The 24,236-nt window shown below is 68.3% G+C and carries 18 protein-coding genes; 12 read left to right on the top strand and 6 right to left on the bottom strand.

The genetic code is table 11. The features are described from left to right. Positions 1-11 precede the first annotated feature (11 nt). The 3 genes from AC1RCS_RS18470 to AC1RCS_RS18460 all read right to left on the bottom strand — a co-directional run bounded on the left by AC1RCS_RS18470 (position 12) and on the right by AC1RCS_RS18460 (position 4,853). The gene (locus AC1RCS_RS18470) at positions 12-590 is read right to left on the bottom strand and encodes a hemerythrin domain-containing protein (RefSeq protein ID WP_218296406.1); all 579 of its coding nucleotides are present in this window, start codon (positions 588-590) and stop codon (positions 12-14) included. Between the two features lie 218 nt (positions 591-808). After that, positions 809-2,464 (bottom strand): methyl-accepting chemotaxis protein, encoded by a 1,656-nt coding sequence (locus tag AC1RCS_RS18465; protein ID WP_218296405.1) that lies wholly within the window; start codon positions 2,462-2,464, stop codon positions 809-811. Positions 2,465-2,576: 112 nt separating this feature from the next. Further along, positions 2,577-4,853 (bottom strand): heavy metal translocating P-type ATPase, encoded by a 2,277-nt coding sequence (locus AC1RCS_RS18460; RefSeq protein WP_492246136.1) that lies wholly within the window; start codon positions 4,851-4,853, stop codon positions 2,577-2,579. A gap of 194 nt (positions 4,854-5,047) precedes the next feature. Between AC1RCS_RS18460 and AC1RCS_RS18455 the strand changes: the two genes are divergently transcribed. From AC1RCS_RS18455 to cueR, 3 genes are all read left to right on the top strand, one after another. Further along, on the top strand, positions 5,048-6,169 hold the full coding sequence (locus AC1RCS_RS18455; protein WP_492246135.1) for a flavodoxin family protein: 1,122 nt from the start codon (positions 5,048-5,050) through the stop codon (positions 6,167-6,169). A gap of 237 nt (positions 6,170-6,406) precedes the next feature. Continuing rightward, entirely contained in the window at positions 6,407-6,580 is a 174-nt protein-coding gene (locus AC1RCS_RS18450; protein WP_492246188.1) for a heavy-metal-associated domain-containing protein, read from the top strand. Beyond that, positions 6,577-7,068, top strand: a complete 492-nt coding sequence (cueR, locus tag AC1RCS_RS18445) for a Cu(I)-responsive transcriptional regulator (RefSeq protein ID WP_304505091.1) — start codon at positions 6,577-6,579, stop codon at positions 7,066-7,068. Before AC1RCS_RS18450 ends, cueR begins: the two co-directional genes overlap by 4 nt. A 28-nt stretch (positions 7,069-7,096) precedes the next feature. On the opposite strand, the gene AC1RCS_RS18440 is transcribed toward cueR, so the two are convergent. Next, positions 7,097-7,855 carry a TetR/AcrR family transcriptional regulator gene (locus tag AC1RCS_RS18440; protein ID WP_492246134.1) on the bottom strand — a complete coding sequence of 253 codons (759 nt, stop codon included), beginning with the start codon at positions 7,853-7,855 and terminating at the stop codon, positions 7,097-7,099. Positions 7,856-8,005: 150 nt separating this feature from the next. Here AC1RCS_RS18440 and AC1RCS_RS18435 point away from each other — a divergent pair, with 150 nt between their 5' ends. The 8 genes from AC1RCS_RS18435 (at position 8,006) to AC1RCS_RS18400 (ending at position 16,075) form a co-directional block, all read left to right on the top strand. Then, positions 8,006-8,872, top strand: a complete 867-nt coding sequence (locus tag AC1RCS_RS18435) for an ABC transporter ATP-binding protein (protein ID WP_492246133.1) — start codon at positions 8,006-8,008, stop codon at positions 8,870-8,872. After that, positions 8,869-9,750: a branched-chain amino acid ABC transporter permease gene (locus AC1RCS_RS18430; protein WP_492246132.1), complete on the top strand. Its 882-nt coding sequence runs from the start codon at positions 8,869-8,871 to the stop codon at positions 9,748-9,750. Before AC1RCS_RS18435 ends, AC1RCS_RS18430 begins: the two co-directional genes overlap by 4 nt. A gap of 8 nt (positions 9,751-9,758) precedes the next feature. Next, positions 9,759-10,796: a branched-chain amino acid ABC transporter permease gene (locus AC1RCS_RS18425; protein WP_492246131.1), complete on the top strand. Its 1,038-nt coding sequence runs from the start codon at positions 9,759-9,761 to the stop codon at positions 10,794-10,796. A 43-nt stretch (positions 10,797-10,839) separates the two neighbouring features. Continuing rightward, positions 10,840-12,039, top strand: coding sequence for an ABC transporter substrate-binding protein (locus AC1RCS_RS18420; protein WP_492246130.1), 1,200 nt, complete (start codon positions 10,840-10,842; stop codon positions 12,037-12,039). A gap of 10 nt (positions 12,040-12,049) precedes the next feature. Further along, positions 12,050-12,871 carry an ABC transporter ATP-binding protein gene (locus AC1RCS_RS18415; protein ID WP_492246129.1) on the top strand — a complete coding sequence of 274 codons (822 nt, stop codon included), beginning with the start codon at positions 12,050-12,052 and terminating at the stop codon, positions 12,869-12,871. Beyond that, positions 12,868-14,667 carry an AMP-dependent synthetase/ligase gene (locus tag AC1RCS_RS18410; RefSeq protein WP_492246128.1) on the top strand — a complete coding sequence of 600 codons (1,800 nt, stop codon included), beginning with the start codon at positions 12,868-12,870 and terminating at the stop codon, positions 14,665-14,667. The genes AC1RCS_RS18415 and AC1RCS_RS18410 overlap by 4 nt, the downstream gene beginning before the upstream one ends. Positions 14,668-14,792: 125 nt before the next feature. After that, complete coding sequence (locus AC1RCS_RS18405; RefSeq protein WP_492246127.1) at positions 14,793-15,602, top strand: enoyl-CoA hydratase/isomerase family protein; 810 nt, start codon at positions 14,793-14,795, stop codon at positions 15,600-15,602. Positions 15,603-15,667: 65 nt separating this feature from the next. Beyond that, complete coding sequence (locus tag AC1RCS_RS18400) at positions 15,668-16,075, top strand: DUF3592 domain-containing protein (protein WP_492246126.1); 408 nt, start codon at positions 15,668-15,670, stop codon at positions 16,073-16,075. Between the two features lie 20 nt (positions 16,076-16,095). On the opposite strand, the gene AC1RCS_RS18395 is transcribed toward AC1RCS_RS18400, so the two are convergent. Beyond that, positions 16,096-17,157, bottom strand: coding sequence for a recombination-associated protein RdgC (locus tag AC1RCS_RS18395; RefSeq protein ID WP_492246125.1), 1,062 nt, complete (start codon positions 17,155-17,157; stop codon positions 16,096-16,098). Positions 17,158-17,480: 323 nt separating this feature from the next. Between AC1RCS_RS18395 and AC1RCS_RS18390 the strand changes: the two genes are divergently transcribed. Beyond that, positions 17,481-18,032 (top strand): Spy/CpxP family protein refolding chaperone, encoded by a 552-nt coding sequence (locus tag AC1RCS_RS18390; RefSeq protein ID WP_218296390.1) that lies wholly within the window; start codon positions 17,481-17,483, stop codon positions 18,030-18,032. 1,048 nt (positions 18,033-19,080) lie between these two features. Here AC1RCS_RS18390 and AC1RCS_RS18385 read toward each other — a convergent pair. Further along, positions 19,081-23,955 (bottom strand): EAL domain-containing protein, encoded by a 4,875-nt coding sequence (locus AC1RCS_RS18385; protein WP_492246124.1) that lies wholly within the window; start codon positions 23,953-23,955, stop codon positions 19,081-19,083. Between the last annotated feature and the right edge of the window lie 281 nt (positions 23,956-24,236).

Genomic DNA, 24,236 nt, shown 5'->3' with positions numbered 1-24,236 from the left:
CGGGCGCGACGTCAGCCCAACCCGATCGGGCTGGGCGCCCGCATCACGATGCGCGTGAACAGGCGATCGTAGGCGGGGTCCCGCGCCTGGCCGGGCGCCAGCGGGTTGGTATTGCCGGCAAACGCCGCATCGATCGCGGCCCAGTCGCCAGGCTGCAGGCATGCCTGGGCCGCTGGCAAGACCACGGTTTCCTCCAGGCGCATGTGCTCCAGGTAGAAAGCGACATAGCGCCGCAGGGCCTCGGAAAAGGTGTCGCGGCGCGCCTCGCCCATCAGCTCCCAGCCCAGCAGCAGATGCTGCAGCTCGCGCACGGCGGCCTCGCCGCCCGCGTGTTCGCGCTCCAGTTGCGCGATGGCGCCGGCCGCCTCCGGCGAACGCTCGGCCACCTTCGGGAACAGCCATTGCGATTCCTTCGGGTGGTGCTGGCGTTCGGGGAATTCGTCGATGTAGAACAGCATGGCCCGCATCACGTCGAAGAACGCGGCGGGCTCGTCGCCCGGCCCCTGGTCCAGCATCAGGCGCAAGGAATGCAGCACGGCCGCAAGCGACGCATGCTCTTCGTGGATGGTCCGCAGGCTGATCGACGGCATGGCAGTGCTCCCCAGGTCACAAGGCCTCCAGATTGCCATGCAGGCGCCCGCCCGCGCATGACGCAGGTCAACAAACCGTCGGGGACCGGGTGCGCATCGCGCGGCCGGTGCGCCTGCGGCCGCCGCACGCCGGGCATGAAAAAGCCCTGCATGCGCATCCGCCCGCAGGGCCCATTCCGGGTGTGATGGCGCGCGGGCGCCACCGGTTCAATCCATCATCAGCGCGCGAGCAGTGCCCTGGAAGGCTCCCCGGCAAGCGCCTGGTGCTGCGGCGCCTCCACGGGTGCGTGGTGGGCGGCGTGGAGCATGGCGTCGGCCAGGCGGAACTGCTGCACCACCTGCGACAGGCGCGCGGCCTGTTCGCGCATGGACTCGGCCGCCGCCGCGGATTCCTCCACCAGCGCCGCGTTCTGCTGCGTCATGCGGTCGATCTCACCCACCGACTGGTTCACCTGGCCGATGCCGGCCGACTGCTCCGACGCCGCCGCCGTGATCTCGCCGATGATGTCGCCCACGCGCTGCACGCTGGCCACGATTTCCTTCATGGCCGTGCCCGCATCCTCCACGTGGCGCACGCCCCCGTCCACGGCCGTCACGCTGCTGTGGATCAGGCCCTTGATGTCGCTGGCCGCCGCCGCCGAGCGCTGGGCCAGGCTGCGCACCTCGCTGGCCACCACGGCAAAGCCCCGCCCCTGCTCACCGGCGCGCGCGGCTTCCACGGCGGCGTTCAGCGCGAGGATGTTGGTCTGGAAGGCGATGGAATCGATCAGGCCGATGATGTCGCCGATCTTGCGGCTGGAGGCCGAAATCTCCTGCATGCTGGAGACGGCCTGCTGCACCACCGAGCCGCCGCGCGTCGCGGTGCTGGAGGCCGATGCCGCCAGCTGGTTGGCCATCTGCGACGACGACGCGGTCTGCTGCACCGTCGAGGTGAGCTGCGAGAGCGAAGCCACCGCTTCCTGGGCATTGCTCGCCGTCTGCTCGGTGCGTTGCGAGAGGTCCTGGTTGCCCATGGCGATCTCCTGGCTGGCCGTGGCGATGTTGCCGCTGGCGTCCCGCACCTGCGCCACGAGCGCGCCCAGGCCCTGCTGCATGTCGCGCAGCGCGCGCTGCAGGTCGGCCACTTCGTCCTTGCCTTCGGCGGCAATGTTCTGGGACAGGTCACCCCCGGCAATGGCCTGCGCCATGCGGCGCGCCTCTTCAAGCGGGTGGCAGATCGAGTTCATGTTCATCAGCGTGGTGGGCACCACCACCACCACGGTGATCACCACGGCCAGGACGAAGAGCCACTTGGTCTCGCTGGACACCCGGCCCTGCTGTTCGACCGACTGGGCCACTTCGGCCCGCAGCACGGTATCGAGCTCTCCCACCAGCTTGTCGGCCTGGTCGAACTCGGCCACGGCCTTGCCGCTCATGCGGTTGGCAATCGTGGCGGTGTCGTAGCCGCTGGCTTCCAGCTGCCGGGCCACATGGGCAAACAGCTCGCGGTAGCTGTCCAGCCTGGCGATGATGTTGCGCACCACCACGTTGTCCGCGTCGTCCTCGCCCTCCAGGAACTTCGCGGCGATCTTCTTGGCCTTGTCCTGGCTGGCCAGCCACTTGTCGTGCGCGGCCTTCACGGCTTCCGGCTTCTCGTAGCCAATGATCATGTCCTTCTCGTACTGGCGGACGGAGCCCATCTCGCCGCGCAGCTCCGCCATGTAGCCCACCTTGGCGAAGGAGTTGTCCATGAAGTTCTGGCTCATGTCATGGATGCGGAACATGCCCAGCATGCCCGCGCCGCCCAGCAGGCCCAGCAGGCCCAGCACCACCGCGATGGCCCCCAGCATGCGCATTCGGATGGTGAACTGCCGCATGAACGAGAAGAGATTCATGATGTGTCGTCCTTTTATGGGTATGGAGGGGCCGCGCCTGCATTCGAAGCCGCCGGCCTGCAACAAAGCGTTGCAGTTTGCCAGACATCGATGACCGCACTGTACGTATTTATCACATGCGCCAGCGCTTCAGTAAGAGGGCATTCGCCATCACGCTGACCGAGCTCAAGGCCATGGCCGCCCCAGCCACCACGGGGCTCAGGTAGCCCATCGCCGCCAGAGGAATCCCGGCCACGTTGTACGCGAACGCCCAGAACAGGTTCTGGCGGATCTTCATCACCGTGCGGTGGGAGATGTCGAGCGCCGCGGCCACCAGCATCGGGTCGCCCCGCATCAGCGTGATGCCCGCCGCATGCATGGCCACGTCCGTGCCGTTGCCCATGGCCATGCCCACGTCGGCCGCCGCCAGCGCCGGGGCGTCGTTCACCCCGTCGCCCACCATCGCGACAATACGGCCCCCGCGCCGCGCCGCTGCGCCGGGTCGCTGCCCTCCGGGAGGGACTTCTTCGCTACCCCGTTGCAACGCAGCCACCCTGGCGGCCTTGTCACCCGGCAATACCTCGGCCATCACCTCACCCGCGTCGGGGTCCAGCCCCAGGCGCCGGGCCATGGCCTCGGCCGCTCCCCGGTTGTCGCCCGAGATCATCACGGTGCGGATGCCACGCGCCTTCAGCGCCTTCAGCGCCGCGCGCGCGCCGGGCTTGGGCTCGTCGCCAAAGGCCATCAAGGCACGCAAGACATAGCGTGCGCCGCTCGCCCCTTCGGTCGCACGCTGGGCCACGGCCGACACGGTGGCGCCCTCGTCCTGCAGCGCCCGGGCGCGCGCCGCCAGGGGGCCCATCTCCACGCCCAGTTCCTGCATCCAGCGCAGGCTGCCCACCAGGTAGCGCTGCCCGGCCACATCGCCCTCGGTGCCGCGACCGGGCACGGCGCGCACGTCCTGCGCCGCCGCCACGCGGACCTGCCGCTCGCCCGCGGCCGCCACCACGGCGCGTGCAAGCGGGTGTTCGCTGCCGCTTTGCACCGCCACCACCGCGGCCATCACGGCCGCGTCGTCCAGGCCGGGCACCACCTCGAACGCCGTCAGCCGGGGCTGGCCCACGGTCAGCGTGCCCGTCTTGTCGAAGGCCACCGTGTCCACCTTGTGGGCCAGCTCCAGCGCCTGCGCGTCCTTGATCAAAATGCCGTTCCTGGCCGCCACGCCCGTGCCCGCCATGATGGCCGCCGGCGTGGCCAGGCCCAGCGCACAGGGGCAGGCGATCACCATCACGGCCACGGCGTGGATCAGCGCAGCCTCGATGCCCACGCCCATCCACAGCCAGCCCAGCAGCGTGGCCAGGGCCACCACCAGCACCACGGGCACGAACACGGCCGACACCTGGTCCACCAGCCGCTGGATGGGCGCCTTGGCCGCCTGGGCGTCTTCCACCAGCCGGATGATCTGGGACAGCACCGTCTCGGCCCCCACCGCGGTCACGGCCATCACGATGCGGCCGTCGCCGTTGATCGATCCCCCCGTCAGCGCCGCGCCCACATCGCGGGCCACCGGCAGGGGCTCGCCGGTCAGCATGGATTCGTCCACCTGCGTGTGGCCCTCGTGCACCGTGCCATCCACCGGGATGCGCTCGCCCGGCCGCACCACCAGCTGGTCGCCCACCAGCACCTCGGCCACGGGAACGTCCACCTCGCCCTCCCTGCCCAGGAGGTGCACCAGGTCCGGCCGCAGGGCATGCAGCGCGCGGATGGCGGCCGTGGTCTGGCGCTTGGCGCGCGCCTCCAGCCACTTGCCCAGCAGCACCAGCGTGACCACCACGGCAGAGGCTTCGAAGTACAGGTGCGGCGCATGGCCTTCATGGGCCGTGAGCCACAGCCACACCGACAGGCCCCAGCCCGCGCTGGTGCCCAGGGCCACCAGCAGGTCCATGTTGCCCGCCAGGGCCTTCACCGCATGCCAGCCCGCCTTGTAGAAGCGCGCGCCCAGGACGAACTGCACCGGCGTGGCCAGCGCGAACTGCACCCAGGCCGGGAGCATCCAGTGCAGGCCGAACAGCTCCCCCAGCATGGGCAGCACCAGCGGGGCCGACAGCAGCAGGCCGATGCCCACCGGCAGAAAGCCCGCCCAGGGCGACAGATTCTCGGGCGCCTCGGCCGGCCCCGCGGCGCGCGGCTCATAGCCCGCATTGCGCACGGCGCGGCGCAGCAGCGCCTCCATGGCCTCGGCGTCGGCGGTGGCCGCGCCCGGTGCCCAGGCCACGCGGGCCGACTCGGTGGCGAGGTTCACGGTGGCATCCTGCACGCCGGGCACCTTGCGCAGCGCCCGCTCCACGCGCGCCACGCAGCTGGCACAGGTCATGCCGCCGATGCCCAGATCCAGGGGCGGGAAAGCCATGGGCGTGGCGGAAGGACCGGCGGGAGAGGGAAGGTGTTGTATGGCCATGGGGAGCACGGTACACCTTGACATGATGGCAAGGTCAAGCACCTCGGCAGGCCCCGGCCCGGCACGCTGCCGATCACCCGCCGCCGACAGCCCACACGGCGCCTTGTCCGATACGCAGCCCCACGGGCTGGTGATCGAATGGCCGCATGACGACACGCTCCACGCCCCACGCTCCTCCCCCCGCCGCGGCTGCGGCGCCGCAGCCGCGCACTGGCCAGGCCCCCGCGCCCCTGGACCGCGCGGCCTTCCGCGAGCGGTTCCTGCAGGACTTCCAGGACCCGCGCTTCGCCAGCGAGGCGGCCGACGCCATCGACCGCATCGAGGCCATCGCCTGGCGCAACTACGACGAGGGCCGCAAGGCGCCGCGCACCCGCAAGGCCGGCCCGGGCCATGCCGACCCCGGCTACGAACTCTCGCTGGACTGGCTGGACGCCAAGGCCAGGATCGACGCCGCGCGCACCCGCTGGGCCGACCCGGCCTCGCCGCCGCGCGCCCTGCTCGTGTGCGGCTCGGCCCGCAACGATGGCACCTGCCCCGGCGAAATCTCCAAGAGCTGGCGCCTGCTGCACACGGCGCGCGAGGCCCTGGCGGACGCCGGGGTCGAGGTGGACACGCTGGACCTGAGCCGCGTCACCTCGGACTACGGGCGCCACATCCACCCCTGCAAGGGCTGTGTCTCCACCGCCATGCCGCTGTGCCACTTTCCGTGCAGCTGCTACCCCAACCACGCCATGCGCCAGACCGGCGACTGGATGAACGAGATCTACGAGCGCTGGACCGCCGCGCACGGCGTGATGATCCTCACCCCCGTGTACTGGTACCAGGCACCGAGCCCCCTCAAGCTCATGATCGACCGCCTGGTGTGCGCCGACGGCGGCAACCCCGACCCCACCAGCACCCACGGCAAGAAGGCCGCCGAAGCCAAGGCGCTGGAACTGGCGGGCTGGGACTACCCCAAGCACCTGGCCGGGCGCGCCTATGCGCTGGCAGTGCATGGCGACGTGGCGGGCATTGAGAGCACGCGCCGGGGCCTGTCGGACTGGCTGGACTGGATGGGCCTCATCGACGCCGGCCCCGCCGCGCGGCTGGACCGCTACATCGGCTACTACGAAAGCTACGCCGACAGCCATGCCGCGCTGGACCGGGACACCGCCGTGCAGGACGAGGTGCGCGGCGCCGCCCAGGCGCTGGCCGTGGCCATCACCGCGCTGCGCGCCGGCCGCCTGGTGCAGCCCGACGCAGGCGTGCGCAGGCCACGGCCCAAATAGGATTCGATCAAAATTCCGCCGTGGCGCTTTTCCATATTGCGCAAGCAGCTATATTTTCAATAGCAACCAGAGGGGAATTCCCCGGGGGGCTTGACCTTGCCATGATGTGAAGGTTTACGCTGCAGGTGTTCAAGCACTTTATCGGCACAGGAGCTCGCCATGACATCCACTTCCCCGATCTCTTCCCCGTCGCCTTCTTCTTCTTCTTCTTCCACGCAGCTCTTCACCGTGCAGGGCATGACCTGCGGCCACTGCGAGCGTGCCGTCACGCAGGCCGTGCGAGGGGTGGACCCGGATGCCACCGTGCGCATCGACCGCGGCACGGGGCGCGTGGAAGTGGGCAACACCGACGCGGACCGCGCGGCCCTGGCCAGCGCCATCGCCGAAGAAGGCTACGCGGTCGCGCCATGACGGCCACCCCCGGCGCACCGGCCCGCCACCGCGCAGAGCCCGCGCTGCCGGGCCGGCCGCTGTCCATCGGAGAAGCGGCGCGCAGCGCGGGCATCTCCGCCCGCATGGTGCGCCACTACGAGTCGCTGGGCCTGCTGTCCGCCGTGGCCCGCACCGACAGCGGCTACCGCCAGTACACCGAGGCGGACGTGCACACGCTGCACTTCATCCGCCGCAGCCGCGACCTGGGCTTCTCGATGGAGGAGATCGCCGAGCTGCTCGCCCTGTGGCACGACCGCAGCCGCGCCAGCAGCCAGGTCAAGCGCATCGCCCAGGCGCACATCGACGACCTGAGCGAGCGCATCGCCGCCATGCAGGCCATGCAGCGCACGCTGAAAACGCTGGTGTCGTGCTGCCAGGGCAATGACCGGCCGGACTGCCCGATCCTCGACGACCTGGCGGCAGCGCCCGGCACACCGCCCGCCCCCAGGCCCGCGCGCCCGGATTGAGGCACAGCCCTCGCGGCGAGGCGCTCGTTCAGGCCTTGGACGCCCGGGCGGCGGGCGCAGCCCTGCCCTTGGCCACGGCAGGGATGCCGGCCTTGCGCGCCGCACGCTTCGCAGCCGGCGGCGGGGGTACGTCCGCGCGGCGCAGCACCCCCTGGCACAGCGTTTCGATGCACTGCCCCGCCACCTGCTCGGCCGTGTACTCGCCGCCGGGCTGGTACCAGCGCCCGATCCAGCTGAGCGCGCCCGCGATCACGAAGGCCGTCATCTTCGGGTCGCAAGGCTGCAGCGATCCTTCCTCCACCCCCTCGGCCACGAGGCGGCGGAATTCCTGGTCGATGGCGGACTTCAGGCGGCGCAGCTCCTTGCGGCTCTCCGGCGGCAGTTGCTCGTCGCCCACGCGGATCAGGCACTTGCCGAAGTCCATGGTGACGATGCGCGCATACACCTGCATGCAGGTCATGAGCTGGTCGATGGCCTTGCCCCCGGCCGCGCGCGAGGCATCGATGCCCTCGAGCATCATTTCGAGGCCCTTGCTCACGCACTGCAGCAGGATCTCGTCCTTGTTCTTCACGTAGTAGTACAGCGTGGGCTTGGTCACGTTCAGCCGCGCGGCGATGTCGTCGAGCGAGGTGGCGTGAAAGCCGCGTTCGTTGAACAGCTGCGCGGCCGCCTGCAGCACGGCATTGCGCTTGGCCTCGCGCTGCTGTTCGCGGTGGGACGCGGGCGCCCAGGGAGACGCAGGCGGGCGGTCGGCACTGCGGGGGGGCGACACGGTGGGGCTGGGCATGGCGGGCTGGTTCCTCGGGAAAGTACGGATGCTGGTTTGGCGCGGGGCCTTCCAGAATCTACTCACGAGTAAACAGTTTACGCACAAGTAGGAAATTTCTGCAGGCCCGCAGGAATTTTCTGGTCAGCACAAACCCGCATTAGAAAGCCAATGGAGACACACCCACCCGGCATTCCCCCCGCCAGCGCGCCGCCCCTGCTGCAGGTCGATGGCGTCACGCTGGCCTTCGGCGGGGTCAAGGCGCTCACCGGCGTGGGCTTTGGCGTGCAGGCCGGCTCCATCACCGCCGTGATCGGGCCCAACGGTGCGGGCAAGACCTCGCTGTTCAACACCATCTCGGGCTTCTACCGCCCGGGCAGCGGCGTCATCCGCTTCAAGGGCCAGGACATCACGCGGGTGCCGGCGCCGCAGCGCGCCCGGCTGGGCCTGGGGCGCAGCTTCCAGAACATCGCGCTGTTTCGCGGCATGACGGTGCTCGACAACATCAAGCTCGGGCGGCATGCGCACCTCAAGACCAATGTGCTCGACGCGCTGCTCTACGTGGGCCGCGCGCGCCGCGAAGAGGCCGCCCTGCGTGCCGACATCGAGGAACGCATCATCGACTTCCTGGAGATCGACCACATCCGCCACGCGCCCGTCTCAGCCCTGCCCTACGGCCTGCAGAAGCGCGTGGAGATGGCCCGTGCCCTGGCCATGCAGCCCGAGGTACTGATGCTCGACGAGCCCGTGGCCGGCATGAACCGCGAGGAGACCGAGGACATGGCGCGCTTCATCCTCGACGTGCGCGCCGAATGGGGCGTGACGGTGCTCATGGTCGAGCACGACATGGGCATGGTGATGGACCTGTCGGACCACGTGGTGGTGCTCAACTTCGGCCAGGTCATCGCCCAGGGCACGCCGGGGGAGGTGCAGGCCAACCCCGAGGTGATCCGCGCCTACCTGGGCTCGGGCGACGTGGGCGACCTGCGGGCCCGCCTGCATGCCGGTGCTGCGACGCCACTGCAGGGGGTTGCATGATGGATTGGGCCTACCTGTTCGAAATCAGCCTCACCGGCATTGCCGGCGGCGGGCTCTACGCGCTCGCCGCGCTGGCCTTCGTGATGGTCTACAAGGCCACGCGCGTGGTGAACATCGCCATCGGCGAGCTGCTCATGGTCGGCGCCTATTTGTTCTTCACCTTCGCCGCCACCTTCGCGCTACCGCTGTGGCTGGCCATACCGGCAGCAGTGCTGGGCTCGGGCCTGCTGGGCGCGGTGATCGAGCGCACCATGATCCGCCCGCTGCTGGGCGAGCCGCCGATCTCCGTCTTCATGGTCACCGTGGGTTTGGCCTCGGTGCTCGTGGGCCTGGTGGAGATGATCTGGACGGCCGATCAGCGCCGCCTGCCCGAGTTCATGCCGACCCAGCCCATCATGATCGGCGAAGCCTTCCTCGCGCCCAAGGTGTTCTGGGGCGCCATGATCGCCGTGGCCTTCATCGCCGCCGTGCTGTTGGTGTTCCGCTTCTGGCGCGGCGGCGTGGCCCTGCGCGCCACGGCCAGCGACCAGGCCGCCGCCTACTCGGTGGGCATCAACGTGCCGCGCGTGTTCTCGCTGGCCTGGGTGGCCTCGGCCATGATCGCCGCGATCTCCGGGATCATCGTCGGCTCCATCGGCGGCATCTCGTCGAGCATGGGCGTGTTCGGCCTGTCGGTGCTGGTGGTGGTCATCGTGGGCGGGCTCGACAGCGTGCTCGGCGCGCTCCTGGGCGGCCTGCTCATCGGCCTGGTCGAAGCATTGGCGGGCGCCTACCTGGGCGGCGAATACAAGCTGCTGGCCACCTTCATCGTGCTCGTGGCCGTGCTGCTGGTGCGGCCGTACGGCCTGTTCGGCACGCACGAAATAGAACGTCTGTAAGGCACGCCATGCGCATCGGAACCCTCAAGGAAAGCTACATCGCCGACGCGGCGCTGTTCGACTCGCGCACGCAGAAGGTCTGGCTGGCCGTGGCCGCTGCGCTGCTGCTGCTCTTTCCCTTCATGGCCAGCGACTACTGGCTCTACCTGGCCTGCCTGGTCAGCATCAACGTCGCCAGCGCCACGGGGCTCAACATCCTCACCGGCTACACGGGCCTGGTGAGCCTGGGGCAAGCGGCCTTCATGGGCCTGGGCGCCTACACCGTGGCCGTGCTGGAGACGCGTGTGGGCTCGCCCTTCCTCGTCAACCTGCTGGCCGGCGGGTGCGTGGCCATGCTGGGCGGCATCGTCGTAGGCATCCCCTCGCTGCGCGTCAAAGGCCTGTACCTGGCCATCGCCACCATCGCGGCCTCCTTCATCGCGCACTTCATCTTCGCCAACTGGAAGTTCACGGGCGGCACCGGCGGCCTGAGCGTGCCGCCGGCCAAGCTGTTCGGCCTGCCGCTCGATACCTCGTTCCGACTGTACTGGGTGATCGTGCCGGTCACCGTGCTCATGCTGCTGGGCGCGGCCAACCTGTTTCGTACGCGCGTGGGCCGCGCCTTCATCGCCATCCGCGACCGCGACATCTCGGCCGAAGTGCTGGGCATCCCGCTGCTGCGCTACAAGCTGCTGTCGTTCGGCCTGTCCTCGTTCTACGCGGGCGTGGCCGGCGGCCTGTGGGCCTACTTCTTTCGCGTGGTCACGCCCGAGAGCTTTCCGCTGCTCATGTCCATCTTCTTCCTGGCGGCGATCATCGTCGGCGGCATGGGCTCCATCCTGGGCGGCATCCTGGGCGCGGTGTTCATGACCATGGTGCCCGAGCTGCTCAAGCTGGTGGTCGACCTGCTGCCCGGCGGCAACGAGCTCACGGTGTTCCTCTCGCCCGTGCGCACCGTGATCTTCGGCCTGCTGATCATCGGATTTCTGGTGTTCGAGCCACAGGGGCTCGCAGAAGTGTGGCGGCGCATTCGCCGCTTTTTCCATCTGTGGCCGTTCCGCAATTGAGAGAGCCGCCACAGCCCATAAAACCATGAAGGAGACAAGCACCATGCCCACCACCACCACCACCAACGCATCCCCCGCGTCACAGCGCCGCCGCTCCCTGCTGCTTGCTGCCGCGGGCGCCACGCTTGCCGCGCCGCTCACCGCCACCGCGCAGGCCAGCGGCGAGGACATCGTGATCGGCGGCTCCATCCCGCTCACCGGCGTGTTCGCGTTCGCGGGCGTGGGCATCAACGCCGGCATCGGCGACTACGTGAAGATGGTCAACGACGCGGGCGGCATCAAGGGCCGCAAGCTCAGGTACGTGCCCGAGGACACGGGCTACAAGGTCGACGTCTCGGTCGCCGCCTACAAGAAGATCACCAGCCAGAACAAGGTGAACCTCTACTACGGCGACTCCACCGGCTTCGCCAAGACCATCAACCCCGAGCTCGACCGCGCGGGCACCACGCTGATGGCCGGTGCCTCGTTCGCCAGCGAGCTCAACGATCCGAAGAAGTACCCGAACCAGTTCCTCGTGGGCCCGGACTACACCGAGATGTTCGGCATCCTGCTCAAGCACATCGCCAAGGAAAAGCCCGGCGCCAAGGTGGCCTTCGTGTACTCGGACTCCGAATTCGGCCGCGACCCGATCGACAAGAGCGAGGCCACCGCCAAGGCGCTCGGCCTGTCGGTGCCCGTCAAGATCATGACGCCCGCGGGCAGCGTGGACGTGTCGGGCGAGGTCATCAAGCTGCGCCGCGCCGCGCCCGACTACACCATCTTCCACGGCTACATCCTCGCGCCCATCCCCGAGTTCATCACCCAGGGCAAGCAGCAGGGCATGACCAGCAAGTGGATGGGCACATTCTGGACCATGGACAGCTCCACCGTGATGAAGATGGGCGAGGCCGCCGACGGCTTCATGGGCGTGATGCCCTACCGCTACTACTACGACACCGAGAAGGCGCCCATGCTGGACAAGATCCGCGCCATGCGCCCCGAGTACCAGAGCACGGCCTATGTGCAGGGCTTTCTCGCCGCGATGCTGTTCACCGAATCGGCCAAGCGCTGCCTGGATGCCGGCAAGCCGCTCGATGGCAAGAACCTCAAGGCTGCGCTCAACAGCATCAAGGACTTCGACACCGGCGGCCTGATCGGCGTGCCCATCACCATCAGCGGCAACTCCATCCCGGTGGGGCGCGTCTATCGTGCCGACATGAAGGCGCAGAAAATGGTCGCGGCTTCGGACTGGATAAAACTCTGAAGTCCCGGCCATGACCCAGCAAGCCACGGCAGCCCCTGTCCTCGAAGTCAACAACATCGAGGTCATCTACAACCAGGTCGTGCAGGCCCTGCGCGGCCTGTCGCTGGCCGTGCCGCGCGGGCAGATCGTGGCGCTGCTGGGCAGCAACGGGGCGGGCAAGTCCACCACGCTCAAGGCCGTCTCGGGCCTGCTCGCGCTCGAAGACGGCACGGTGGAGTCGGGCAGCATCCGCTTCAACGGCCAGCCCACGGCAGGCCTGGCGCCGCAGCAACTGGTGCGCAGCGGCCTCTCGCACGTGATGGAGGGCCGCCGCGTGTTCGAGGACCTCACCGTCGAAGAGAACCTCGTGGCCGCCACCTATGCGCTCACGGGCCGCGCCGATGCGAAGCCCGATTTCGACAGCGTCTACAGCTACTTCCCGCGCCTGCACGAGCGCCGCAAGGGCCTGGCCGGGTATCTCTCGGGCGGCGAGCAGCAGATGCTGGCCATCGGCCGCGCGCTCATCGCCCAGCCCCAGTTGATCCTGCTCGACGAGCCCTCGCTGGGCCTGTCACCGAAGCTGGTGGAAGACATCTTCACCATCATCGCGCGCATCAACGCCGAGCGCGGCACCTCCATGCTGCTGGTGGAGCAGAACGCCACCGTGGCACTCGCGGTCGCCCACCAGGGCTACATCATGGAGAACGGCAAGATCGTGATCGACGGCACGGCAGAGCGCCTGGCCAACGACCCCGACGTGCGCGAGTTCTACCTGGGCACGGGGGGTGGTGGCGAAGCAAAAAGCTTCAAGGACATCAAGCACTACAAGCGCCGCAAGAGATGGCTGTCATGAACCTCCCCGAACTCACCCTGCCCCAGATGCTGCGCGAGCGCGCGCGAGCCGAACCGGGCCGCGTGGCCATCCGGCAAAAGGACTTCGGCATCTGGAAGCCCTTCACCTGGGCCCGCTACCACGAGCGCGCCTGCCACTTCGGCCTGGGCCTGCGCGCGCTCGGCCTGCCGGCGGGCGGGCATGTGGGCGTGATTTCCGAGAACCGCATCGAATGGGTGCTGGCGCAGATGGGCGCGGGCCTGGTCGGTGCGGTCACCGTGGGCGTCTACCCCACCAGCCCCAGCAACGAGGTGGCCTACGTGGTCGGCCATGCCGACATCGAGGTCATGGTCTGCGAAGACCAGGAGCAGACCGACAAGCTGCTCGCCGCCCTGCCCGAGCTGCCGCGCCTGAAAAAGATCATCGTCATCGAGACCAAGGGCCTGCGCAGTTTCGCGCCCGAGGTGCGCGCGCTGATCACCACCTTTGCCGAGGTGGAGGCGCTGGGCGCCGCAGCGGGATCGCAAGCGCTGGTGGACGATGCGCTCGCGCGCCAGGCGCTCGACGACGTGGGCCTCATGATCTACACCTCGGGCTCCACCGGCAAGCCCAAGGGCGCGATGATCAGCTACCGCAACATCCGCGGCGTGGTGCCCGGCATCGTCGACCGGCTGCAGCTCGACGCGGCCACCACGCACCTGTCCTACCTGCCGCTGTGCCACGTGGCCGAGCAGATGCTCACCAGCTTCGTGCCGGTGTACATCGGCTCGCAGGTGAACTTCGGCGAGTCCATCCGCACCGTGCAGGAAGACCTGCGCGAGGTGGCGCCCACCATGTTCCTGGGCGTGCCGCGCATCTGGGAGAAGATGCACGCCGCCATCCACATCAAGCTGCAGGAGACCGGGGGCCTGCGCCGCCGGCTGTTCCACCGTGCGGTCGCCGCCTGCCAGCCGCTGGCCGAGAAGCCGCGCAGCGCCTGGAGCCTGGGCGAGCGCCTGGCCTTCGCCGCCAGCTACTGGCTGGTGTTCCGCGCGCTGCAGAACTTCATCGGCCTGCGCGAGGCGCGCGTGGCGCTCACCGGGGCCGCGCCCATACCGCCCGACGTGGTGCGCTTCTTTCGCGTGCTCGGCCTGCCGCTGGTGGAGGTCTACGGCCTGACCGAATCCACCGGCATGGTCACGGGCCACCGGCTGGACAACGTGGTGGTCGGCACCGTGGGCGTGCCCATCCTGGGCGTGGAGCACCGCATGGCCGACAACGGCGAGCTGCAGCTGCGCGGCGACATGGTGTTCGCGGGCTACTACAAGAACCCCGAGGCCACGGCCGCGAGCATCATCGATGGCTGGCTGCACACCGGCGACGTGGTGCGCGAGGAGCAGGGCCAGATCAAGATCGTGGACCGGCTCAAGGACATCATGATCACCGCCGGCGGCAAGAACCTCACGCCCTCGGAGATCGAGAACACCATGAAGGGCAGCCCCTTCATCAAGGAATGCATCATCGTCGCCGAGGGCCGCAAGTTCGTGGGTGCGCTGGTGATGATCGACTACGAGACCGTGGGCAAGTGGGCCGAGGCCCGGCGCCTGGCGTTCACGCATTTCCGCTCGCTGGTGGAAATGCCCGAGGTGCGCGAGCTCATCGACGCCGAGATCCGCCGGGGCAACGAGCGCCTGGCCCAGGTCTCGCAGATCCGCCAGTTCCACCTGCTCACCAAGGAGCTGGACCACGACGACGGCGAGGTCACCGCCACCATGAAGGTGCGCCGCTCGAGCATCTACAAGACCTACGCTGCCGAGATCGAGGCGCTGTACCGGTAGAGAGAAGAAAAAAGGCAGGTCGCGCAGGGCCGTTGCGGGTTTCGTTTGCCATCCTGCTCTCAGCAATGCTATCAATATAGAAGCGTCTTGCGCTTATTCAGCAAGCGCTGGAAGGTATTTTGACCATGAACTCGTCTACCACCGTGCAAGCACCGCCCGCACAACCCCCCCTGCTGCTCGAACGAGATGGCCCCATCGCCACCCTGCGCTTCAACCGTCCCGAGGCACTCAACGCCATCGATGTGCCCATGGCGCAGGCCTTTCTCGCCAGCGTGCAAGCCATTGCCGCCGACCCCACGGTGCGCGCCGTGGTGCTGCGCGGCAACGGCAAGGGCTTCATGGCCGGGGGTGATCTGGCCACGCTGCGGGCCACGCCCGTGCAGGGCGCCATCGACATCCTCACGCCGCTGAACCAGGCCCTGCCGCTGCTGGCGCAGATGAACGCCCCCGTCATCGCCCAGGTGCACGGCGTGGCCGCGGGCGCGGGCCTGAGCCTGCTGCTGATGGCCGACTATGTGCTCGTGGCAGAGGGCACGCGCTTCAACCTGGCCTACATCAACCTGGGCACCAGCTGCGACGTGGGTGCCTCCTGGGCGCTGCCGCGCCTGGTGGGCATGCGCCAGGCGCTGGAGATCGCGCTGCTGGGCGAGGCCTTCACCGCCGAGGATGCGCTGCGCCTCGGCCTGGTCAACCGCGTGGTGCCCGCTGCCGACCTGGACGCGGCCACAGCCGCCCTGGCAGCACGCTTTGCGAGCGGCCCCACGCTGGCCTACGGCGCCATGAAGCGGCTCATGCGCGATTCGCTGGACCGCAGCCTGACCGAGCAACTGGCGGCGGAGCGAGATGCCTTTGTGCACTGCGCCGGCACACAGGACTTTCGCACGGGGGTGGAGTCCTTTCGCCAACGCCAAAACCCGCATTTTTCAGGCCGATAAAGCACACCTGCACGGCTACCAGCACCCCCGCCCCAGCGACTCCAAGCCCTTAAATGGGGGTAGGCATGAAGCCATCACGTCAACAAGGCAAGCTGCTGTTCAAAATCCTCGGCGTCCTCGCCGGAATCGTGTTCATCGTCTTTGGAATGCAGGAACGGTCCGAGCTTTACAGAACCCTCAAAAACGGCAAACACGCCGTGGTCGAGCCTATCGCACAGTACTCGGAATTCAAGAAAAGTGGTTCATCCACCTACACCGCCGAGTTCCGCTTCAAGACCGAAAACGGCCAGCAGATGGTCGTCAAACACAGCTTGCCAGAAGAGGTGCTGGCCGAGTTCAAGGCCAACCGCCCCGTGGAGATCGCCTACACGCCCAGCGACCCGAGCAACTTTGTGTTTGTGAAGCAGGCGTCTTCATGGACGCTGGTGCTGATGGGTGGCGCGCTGGGCGTGGCGGCGCTGATACTGCTCTGACACACGGCCAGGAGTTGCTCCTAAAACGGCGCCGACTCGGGGTCCGTATCCACGGGCACATCCTTGGGTCCTGTCACCACGCCGCCACCTGCACTTTTGCGCGCAGGGGCTGAAGCGGCGGCGGGCGGCGCTTTGGGCACCCCTGGCGCGGCCGAGCCCTCGGGCACCACCGCCTGGGCCGCGCCGGCCACCCCACTCTCCGCCTCCCCCCCCAGCGCCTCGATCAGGTCCGGAATCAGCTTGACCAGCTCGCCCGTGGCGATCGCCACGTCGGTGTCAAAGCCACCGTCATCGGCCTTGGTGCCTTCGAACACCGTGTCCAGGAACGAGACCTTCTTGATCTGCAGCCCCTCGGTGAGCATGAAGCTCACGCGGTCGTCCCAGGTGAGTGCGAGCTTGGTGGGCAGCTTGCCGGCGTCGATGTGGGCCTGCACCTCTTCGATGTCCAGCGGGTGGCGGGCATAGCGCACCACGGCCTTTTCCTCGGTGGCGCTCTTGAGCTCGCATTCGCGGTCCACGGTGAAGCCCACGGGCGGCTCTTGTTCCTTGAGCCAGTGGGACATGGCCGCTTGCGGGCTGGTCTGGGTGTTGATGAGCGACACCGACAGGCCGGGCAGCGATTCGACCAGCAGCGTGACGACTTCGTCCGCACGGCCCTGGCTGGAGGTGTCCAGCACCAGCAGGCGCGATGCCGTATCGATCCACACCCACATGGAACCCTGCTTGGTGAACGCCATGGGCAGCAGGTCCAGCTTGGCCTCGTCCTTGAGTTCCTTGCTTTCCTTCTTGCCAGGCTTGCGGCCGGTTTCCTGCTCGATGCGTTCTGCCTTTTCCTTCACGCGGCGTGCCAGCACGCTGCCGGGCAGCACCTTGGACTCGACCATGAAGCGCAGGATCCACTGGCCCCCGACCGACTCGGCCAGCGGGCCGTGCTGTTCGCCACGCGGCGGCACCCAGCCCAGGGACTTTTCCTGCGTGGCGCCGCATTCGATGAAGGGCGCCTTGGCCAGGGCCTCTTCCACTTGTGTCAATTCGACCTGCCATTGCGGCGCAATGCGGTACACGATCATGTTCTTGAACACGGAAAACCTTTTCTTTTCTGGGACGGAATGCGCCATTGTCGGTGGTTCTGCGGGAGAGGTTTCCTGCCGTCCATCCCTGGCGGTCCGCGCACCCGCGAGCGGATGAACAGGCACGATCACAGCCGGCAGACGCCGTGGAACGGGCCTTGCCGTGCCACTGGCGCCGTCCCCCTTCACGAGACATGCGCGGGGTGTTTCTTTTGGAAACTTTACACAGCCTCACCCAACCGGTATGGCGGCGATACATGTGGGGCGGACACTGGCCCTCAATCGCCGGAACGGTCGTCCTGGCGAGTTCCCAACCCTGTGAAAGGACTCACACCATGGTTTTCAGATTCCAACACCGCCTGGCCGCCACCGCTGTTCTCGCTGCACTGGCCCTGCCGGTCCTGGCCCAGCAACCTCCAGCCGCCCCGCCTGCAGCGGGTGCCAACGCAACCACCGAAGGCCGCCACAAGGCAGGGGGTGACCGCCACGAGCACCATGCGCGCCACCAGGCCCAAATGGCCAAGCGCATGGCCGCCCTGAAGGACCAGCTCAAGCTGAGCGCCGCCCAGGAACCCGCCTGGACGGCCTTCAGCACCGCGATGCAGCCCGGGGAACGCACCGCCCGCCTGGACCGCAAGGACATGGACAAGCTCACCACGCCCGAACGCATCGACCGCATGCGGGCCCTGCGCGCCCAGCACGCCGCCGAGGCCGACCGCCGGGGCGAGGCCACCAAGACCTTCTACGCCGCCCTGACGCCAGACCAGCAGAAGACCTTCGATGCGCAGGCGCACCGCGGCCACCAGCGCATGCGCGACCACCACCACGGCGGCGGCGGCATGCGCGGCGGCGAGGGCCATCCATCGCCCGCCGCACCGGCGAAGTAACGCCCCACCCAACCCCCACCGCCCCCGCACGCCCTGCGGGGCGGCGGCCCTGGGGACGGGTCTCCGGCGTGCAGCCGGCGCTGCCTTTTACTTTTTCTTCCCGTGCTCCCCAAGCCCGGGGTCCTGACTGGACCCCGGGCTTTGTGCTTTGCGGCCACGCAGGCGGTCGCCTTGGACGGCGTTTGTGGATAACCCTGGGGGCAGTTGCGGCACAACTTGCTGGTTATCCACAGAAGAAGGCGCTGCGCCGAAGTTGTTGTCTGTGAGCCCCGGACTTTGCGCAGCCCGCCGCACAGAGTTTGCGGCCACGCAACCCCGCGCCAGCATTGGAAAAAAACCCCTTGTCCACAAAAAATGGGGTGCTCTACTACTACTGCTATTTATATATAGAACCATAAAAGAATAACCAGAACCTCTTTTTCGTGCCCCCCAACGCCCGTGGAGCCGAGCCCCCGGCACCACTCCACACGGCGGCTCGCGATGAAGCGGCCGGCGCCGAAAAGGCCGACGCGGAGCGGACAGGGCTCCGCGCCAGCCCGCAGGTTCCTTACCGCCACCGCCTGGGGGCCTTTATATTTCTCATTTGCTATCAATTGAGTAGCTGTTGGCGCTTCCTCCATCAGCGCTTCATGCCATTTCAATGCCAATCCTCTCTGTGGGAATGTTCAGTGCGTAAAACTGGGGATAGTTTTGGCACAACCGCCTGGTTATCCACAGAAAAAGGCCGTGGCCGTGTTTTGTCCCCTTTCGCGCGACAGCGGAAAGAGGGATCGGTGCACAGGGTTGGGCGGCGTGCAAGTGCGCGCCACGGCGAGGGAAAAGGCAGTTGTCCACATCCTGGGCCGCCTTCTACTACTACGACTATGTATTTATAGAAAACATAAGAAGAAGACAGGGGAGAACTTCCCGCGCCGGGCATGCGGTGCCGCGGCAACACCTTGTGGGGCCTTGCGGACGGACCGGTGCACGCAAAGGAGGGCGAACGCAGGGACGCGGCGATCCGCCGCGGGTGGGGACTGAATCCCGAAGACGGGCCGGCGGAAGCTCGCTACGCGGCGCAGGACCGCAGGAAGGCCCCCAGAACGTCCGCGGAGAGGGGTCGGCTGAAGAGGTAGCCCTGGTAGTGCAGGCAGCCCGCGCGGGCCAGCAGCTCGCGTTGCTCGGGGGTTTCCACCCCTTCGGCGATGACTTCCAGGCCCAGGCTGCGCGACAGGCCGATGATGGTGTCCACGATGGCCGCGTCGTTGGGGTCGGTCAGCAGGTCGCGCACAAAGCTCTGGTCGATCTTGAGCTGGTCCAGCGGCATGCGCTTCAGATAGCTCAGGCTGGAATAGCCGGTGCCGAAGTCGTCCAGCGAGAAGCCCACGCCATAGGAGCGCAGCGCGGCCATCGTGGCGATGGTGGTTTCCATGTCTTCCACCAGCAGGCTTTCGGTCAGCTCCAGCTTGAGCAGATGCGCCGGCGCGCCGGTGATGGCCAGCACGCGGGCCACGTCGTCCACGAAGCTGGCGTGGCGGAACTGGCGCGAGCTCACGTTCACCGCCATGGTCAGGTGGGCCAGGGCCGGGTCGTCCTGCCAGCTGGCCAGCAGCTTGCAGGCCGTGTGCAGCACCCAGCGGCCCAGGGGCAGGATGAGGCCCGTCTCCTCGGCCAGCGGGATGAACTGCGCGGGCGGCACCATGCCGCGCTGCGGGTGGGCCCAGCGCACGAGCGCCTCCACCCCCACGCAGCGGCCGGACAGGTGCATCTGCGGCTGGAAGTGCAGCAGGAATTCCTCCTGCGCGAGCGCGGCGCGCAGGTCGGTCTCCAGCCCGGCGCGGGCGGTCACCACGGCCTGCATGTCGGGGTCGAAGAAGCGCAGCGTGTTGCGCCCCGCCGTCTTGGCCTGGTACATGGCCAGGTCCGCCTGCTTGAGCAGCTCGCCCACGCTGGTCTGCTCGCCCGTGAACGGCGCGATGCCGATGCTGGGCGTGCTGCGGTACTGGTACCCTGCCAGCGCGTAGGGCACAGCCAGCATGGTGAGGATCTTCTCGCCCACGCTGCGCGCGTGCAGGGCCAGTTCGTGTGGCCTGGGGCTGAGCTCCTCGAGCATCACCACGAACTCGTCGCCGCCCAGCCGGGCCACCGTGTCCACGCTGCGCACGCAGGTGTTCAGGCGCTGCGCCACCTGTTGCAGCAGCAGGTCGCCCTGGTCGTGGCCCAGGGTGTCGTTCAGGGTCTTGAAGTTGTCCAGGTCGATGAACAGCAGCGCCCCGCCCTGCAGGCGCCGGTGGGCGTTGGCCAGCGCATGGCCCATGCGGTCCATCAGCAGCATGCGGTTGGGCAGGCCGGTGAGCGCGTCGTAGAACGCCAGGCGCTGGATCTCGCGCTCGTTGGCCTTGCGCTGGCGGATGTCGGTGTTGATGGCCAGGATGGACTGTGGCTGGCCGCTGTCGCCGCGCACCAGGGTCCAGCGGCCCTCGACCTCGATGGTGCTGCCGTCGCGGTGGCGCTGCACGATCTCGCCCGTCCACTCGCCCTGCTCCAGCACCGTGCGCGTGGCGTGGCGGAAATGGGTGGGGTCGTCGTAGAGCAGCGTTTCGATGGACTGGCCCAGCGCCTGCAGCTGCGACCAGCCATACAGGCGCTCGGCGCTTTTGTTCCAGAAGATGATGCGGTGCTCCAGGTCGCGCACCAGGATCGCGTCCTGCGCCTTGTCCAGCAGCGAGGCCTGGTGGCGGATGCGGGCATCCGCCAGCTGCCGGTCGATCTCGGACGAGGCGCGCGCGGCAAAGATCTGCAGCGTGGAGGTGATGAAGTCCGTCTCGGCGATGGGCTGGCGGAACAGCACGAACACGATGCCCACCACCTCGCCATCGGCATTGCACAGCTGCTGGCCCGCATAGCCCTGCGCGCCCACATGGCGCAGCATGGGCGCCTCGGGGTGCAGCTGCTGCACCTTCTCGGTCACCACATACGCGCGCTGCGACAGCAGCATGAGGCTGGGCGTGCCTTCCAGGGTGTATTCGTCGTTGGGCAGCATCTGGCCATCGAGCACCGCCGCGAGCGTGACCACCCGCGGGGCCCGCCCCTCCACCGGTGGCAGCAGCCGCACCACGCAGCCGCCCTGGGCCCCCAGCGCATCGGCCATGTTGCGCACCAGCTGCACGAAAAACTCCGTGCCCGTGCTCGCCGACACGGCGGCCGCCACCTTGAGCACCGAGGCCTGCAGCCGCTGCTGCGCCTTCTGCGCGCGCAGGCTGGTGATGCCAAAGGCCAGGTCGTTGGAGAGCTCCTGCAGCAGGGCCGCCTCTTCGGGGCTGATCTGCAGGATGTCCGGCGCGTACAGGTACAGCAGGCCGAAGGTGCGGTCGCGGTCGCGCAGCGGCAGGCAGATCACGCCGTGAAAGCCGTTGTCCAGCATGCGCTCGGTCCAGTCGGCAAAATCGCCCTCGGCGCGGATGTCCTGCACGATCACCGGCTTGCCCGAGCGCACGGCCATGCCCGCGGGACCCCGGCCGTAGCGGTCCTCGGCCGACCAGGACAGGTGCAGGTTCTCCAGGTAGTTCTGGTTGTGGCCCGCGTGGGCCACGGGCTGGATGGACTTGCGTTCGTCGTCCAGCGCGAAGCCCACCCATCCCATGCGGTAGCCGCCGATGTCCACGGCGATGTGGCAGATCGCCTGCAGCAGCGCGGTCTCGGACGTGGCGCGCACGAGGGTTTCGTTGCAGGCGCTCAAGAGGCGCTGCGCGCGGCCCATGCGGGCCAGTTCGCGTTCGGTGCGCAGGCGCTCGGTCACGTCGGTGGCCAGCACCTGGCGCGCGGGGCGGCCGTTGAAGCTGATGCTGCCCGCCGTGATTTCCACGTCCATGAACGTGCCGTCCTTCTTGACGTGGCGGCTGATGACCGGCTTGTTGCGCTGGTCCATCGCAATCGCGTTGATGGTGGCCCGGATGCTGGCGCGGCGCTCCGCCGGCCACAGGTCCGTCATGTCCATCCCCAGCAGCTCGGCTTCGGCATAGCCGTAGTGCGTCTCCATCGACTGGTTCACGGCCTGCAGGCGCAGCGTTTCCCTGTCGTACACCCACATCGGATGGGGGTGCTCGTCGAACAGCATGCGGTACTGCTGCTCCGATGCCCGCAGCTGCCCCGCCACATGCCGCAGCTGCACCATCGCGCCCAGGGATTCGGTGAGGATCTCCAGGTGCGCGACGTCGCGCCGCGAAAACGCGTGGGCCTTGTCCGAAACGACCTTGAGCGAGCCCACCACGCCCTCGGCGGTGCGCAGCGGCACCGCCATCACGGAGCGCACGCCGTGCCGGTGGGGCAGCGAAACCATGTCCCAGCCCTCGGCCTCGGTGTCATTGCACACCACGGTGCGCCCTTCGCGCAGGGCGGGCCACAGCAGGCTCTGGTCGGCCGCCAGCATGTGGCCCACGGGCCGCACGTGGTCGCCCGCCGATGCCTGCGCCACCAGCTGGCGGCCCTGCAACAGCTCCACCAGCGCCCCGCGCGCCAGCGTCTGGCGCAGCACGGTGTCGGCCACGAGCTGGAGCACCTCGGGCAGGGGCATGTCCAGCGACGAGATGCGCTGCTGCACCTGCAGCAGCTCCGCATGGTTCTGCGCATCGCGCTGGGCATCGAGTTCGGTCAGCTTCTGCGCGCTGATGTCGGTCATGCCGCCCACCATGCGCACGGCCTTGCCTTCGGCGTCGCGGATCAGGAAGCCCCGGTCCAGCACCCAGGCATAGCTGCCGTCCTGGCGCCGGAAGCGGTATTCGGCGGACCAGTGGTTGTCCGTGCCGCCAATGGCCGCGTGGAGGCCCCGGAGGATTTCCTCGCTGTCTTCTGGATGCAGCCGTAGCGTCCACGAGGTGCTGTCGGGCGGCAGCTGGTCGAGCGGCACGCCGAACAGGTTCTGCATGCCTTCGTTCCACCACATGAGGTCGGTGTCCAGGTTCCAGTCCCAGACGGCATCGGCCGTGGCGCGCGAGACGAGGTGAAAGCGCTCCTCGCTTTCACGGCGCGCCTCCTGGGCCAGGTGCTGGGCCGTGATGTCCTGGAAGGCCCCCTGGATGCGGACGATGCGTCCCCCGGCATCGCGCGCCGCCTGCCCGGCGGTGCGCACCCAGAAGCGCCTGCCGCCCGGCATGTCCACCTCGGCTTCCACGTCAAAGGGCGTGCCGTGGTGCCGGCAGTCATCGAACGCCTTTTGCATCTGCGGCCGGTAGGGCGGCGTGTACAGCTGCAGGACCTGCGCCAGCTCGCCCACGCGGTGGTGGAGCCCATAGGCGGCCGCGATCTCCTGCGACCACACGAGCTGCATCCCGGGCAGTTCGACCGTCCAGCCGCCCACGCGGGCGATCCGCCCCGCCACGCGCTGTGCCTCGCCCTGCGCGACCATCTCGGCATGCATCTGGTCGCGCTCCCGCACGAGCTGGGCCAGCAGCCTTTTCTGGCGGCGCAGCTCCAGCTGCACCATGGCCTGGCCCGCGAGGATCGTGAGGCCCTCGATCTGCCCTTCCTCCAGCGTGCGGGGCACGGTGTCCACCACCGCGAGGGTGCCCAGGGTGAACCCCTCGGGCGTCACCAGCGGCACGCAGGCGTAGAAGCGGACATGGGGTTCGCCCAGCACCAGGGGATTGCTGGCGAACACGGGGTGGAGCGTGACGTCGGGCACCACCACCGGTTCGCGGCCGCCGTCCAGTGCCTGGGCACAGAACGCGATGGCGCGCTCGGTCTGCTGGAAGGGGATGCCGACAGCCGCCTTGAACCACTGGCGCTCGCTGTCGAGAAAATTGACCACGGCGATGGGGCAGCCGCACACCCGTGCGGCCAGCGTGGCCAGCTGGTCGAAGCCTTCTTCCGCGGGGGTGTCGAGGATCGCGTAGGACTGCAGTGCCGTGAGCCGCGCTGCCTCTTCGGGTGCGTGGGCTGGCGGCATGGTCAGGCCGCTGTGGCGTTGGCTGTGCCCGCTGGCGCGCACCCCAGTTCCAGCGCCCGGGGGGCCTGGAGCTTGTTGCGCAAGAACTGGAACAGCGTCGTCGTCAAAGGGGTCGGGCGGCAAGAAAAGAACCGGACGGGGTGCGGGCAGAAGAAGCACGCGCTCGCGCTGCCCCCTGAAACGTGAATCCTACACCGCAGAGCGCCGGACCGAGCGGTCACCACCATGCGGGTTTGCCCCAGAACGCCGCCAGTCGCCCCGGCAACCTTCGCGCAGCGCCA

It is taken from the genome of Acidovorax sp. GW823-FHT01C06, from assembly GCF_058798375.1.
Note: the sequence above shows the minus strand (reverse complement) of the source record. Positions and strands in the feature narration are given on the sequence as shown.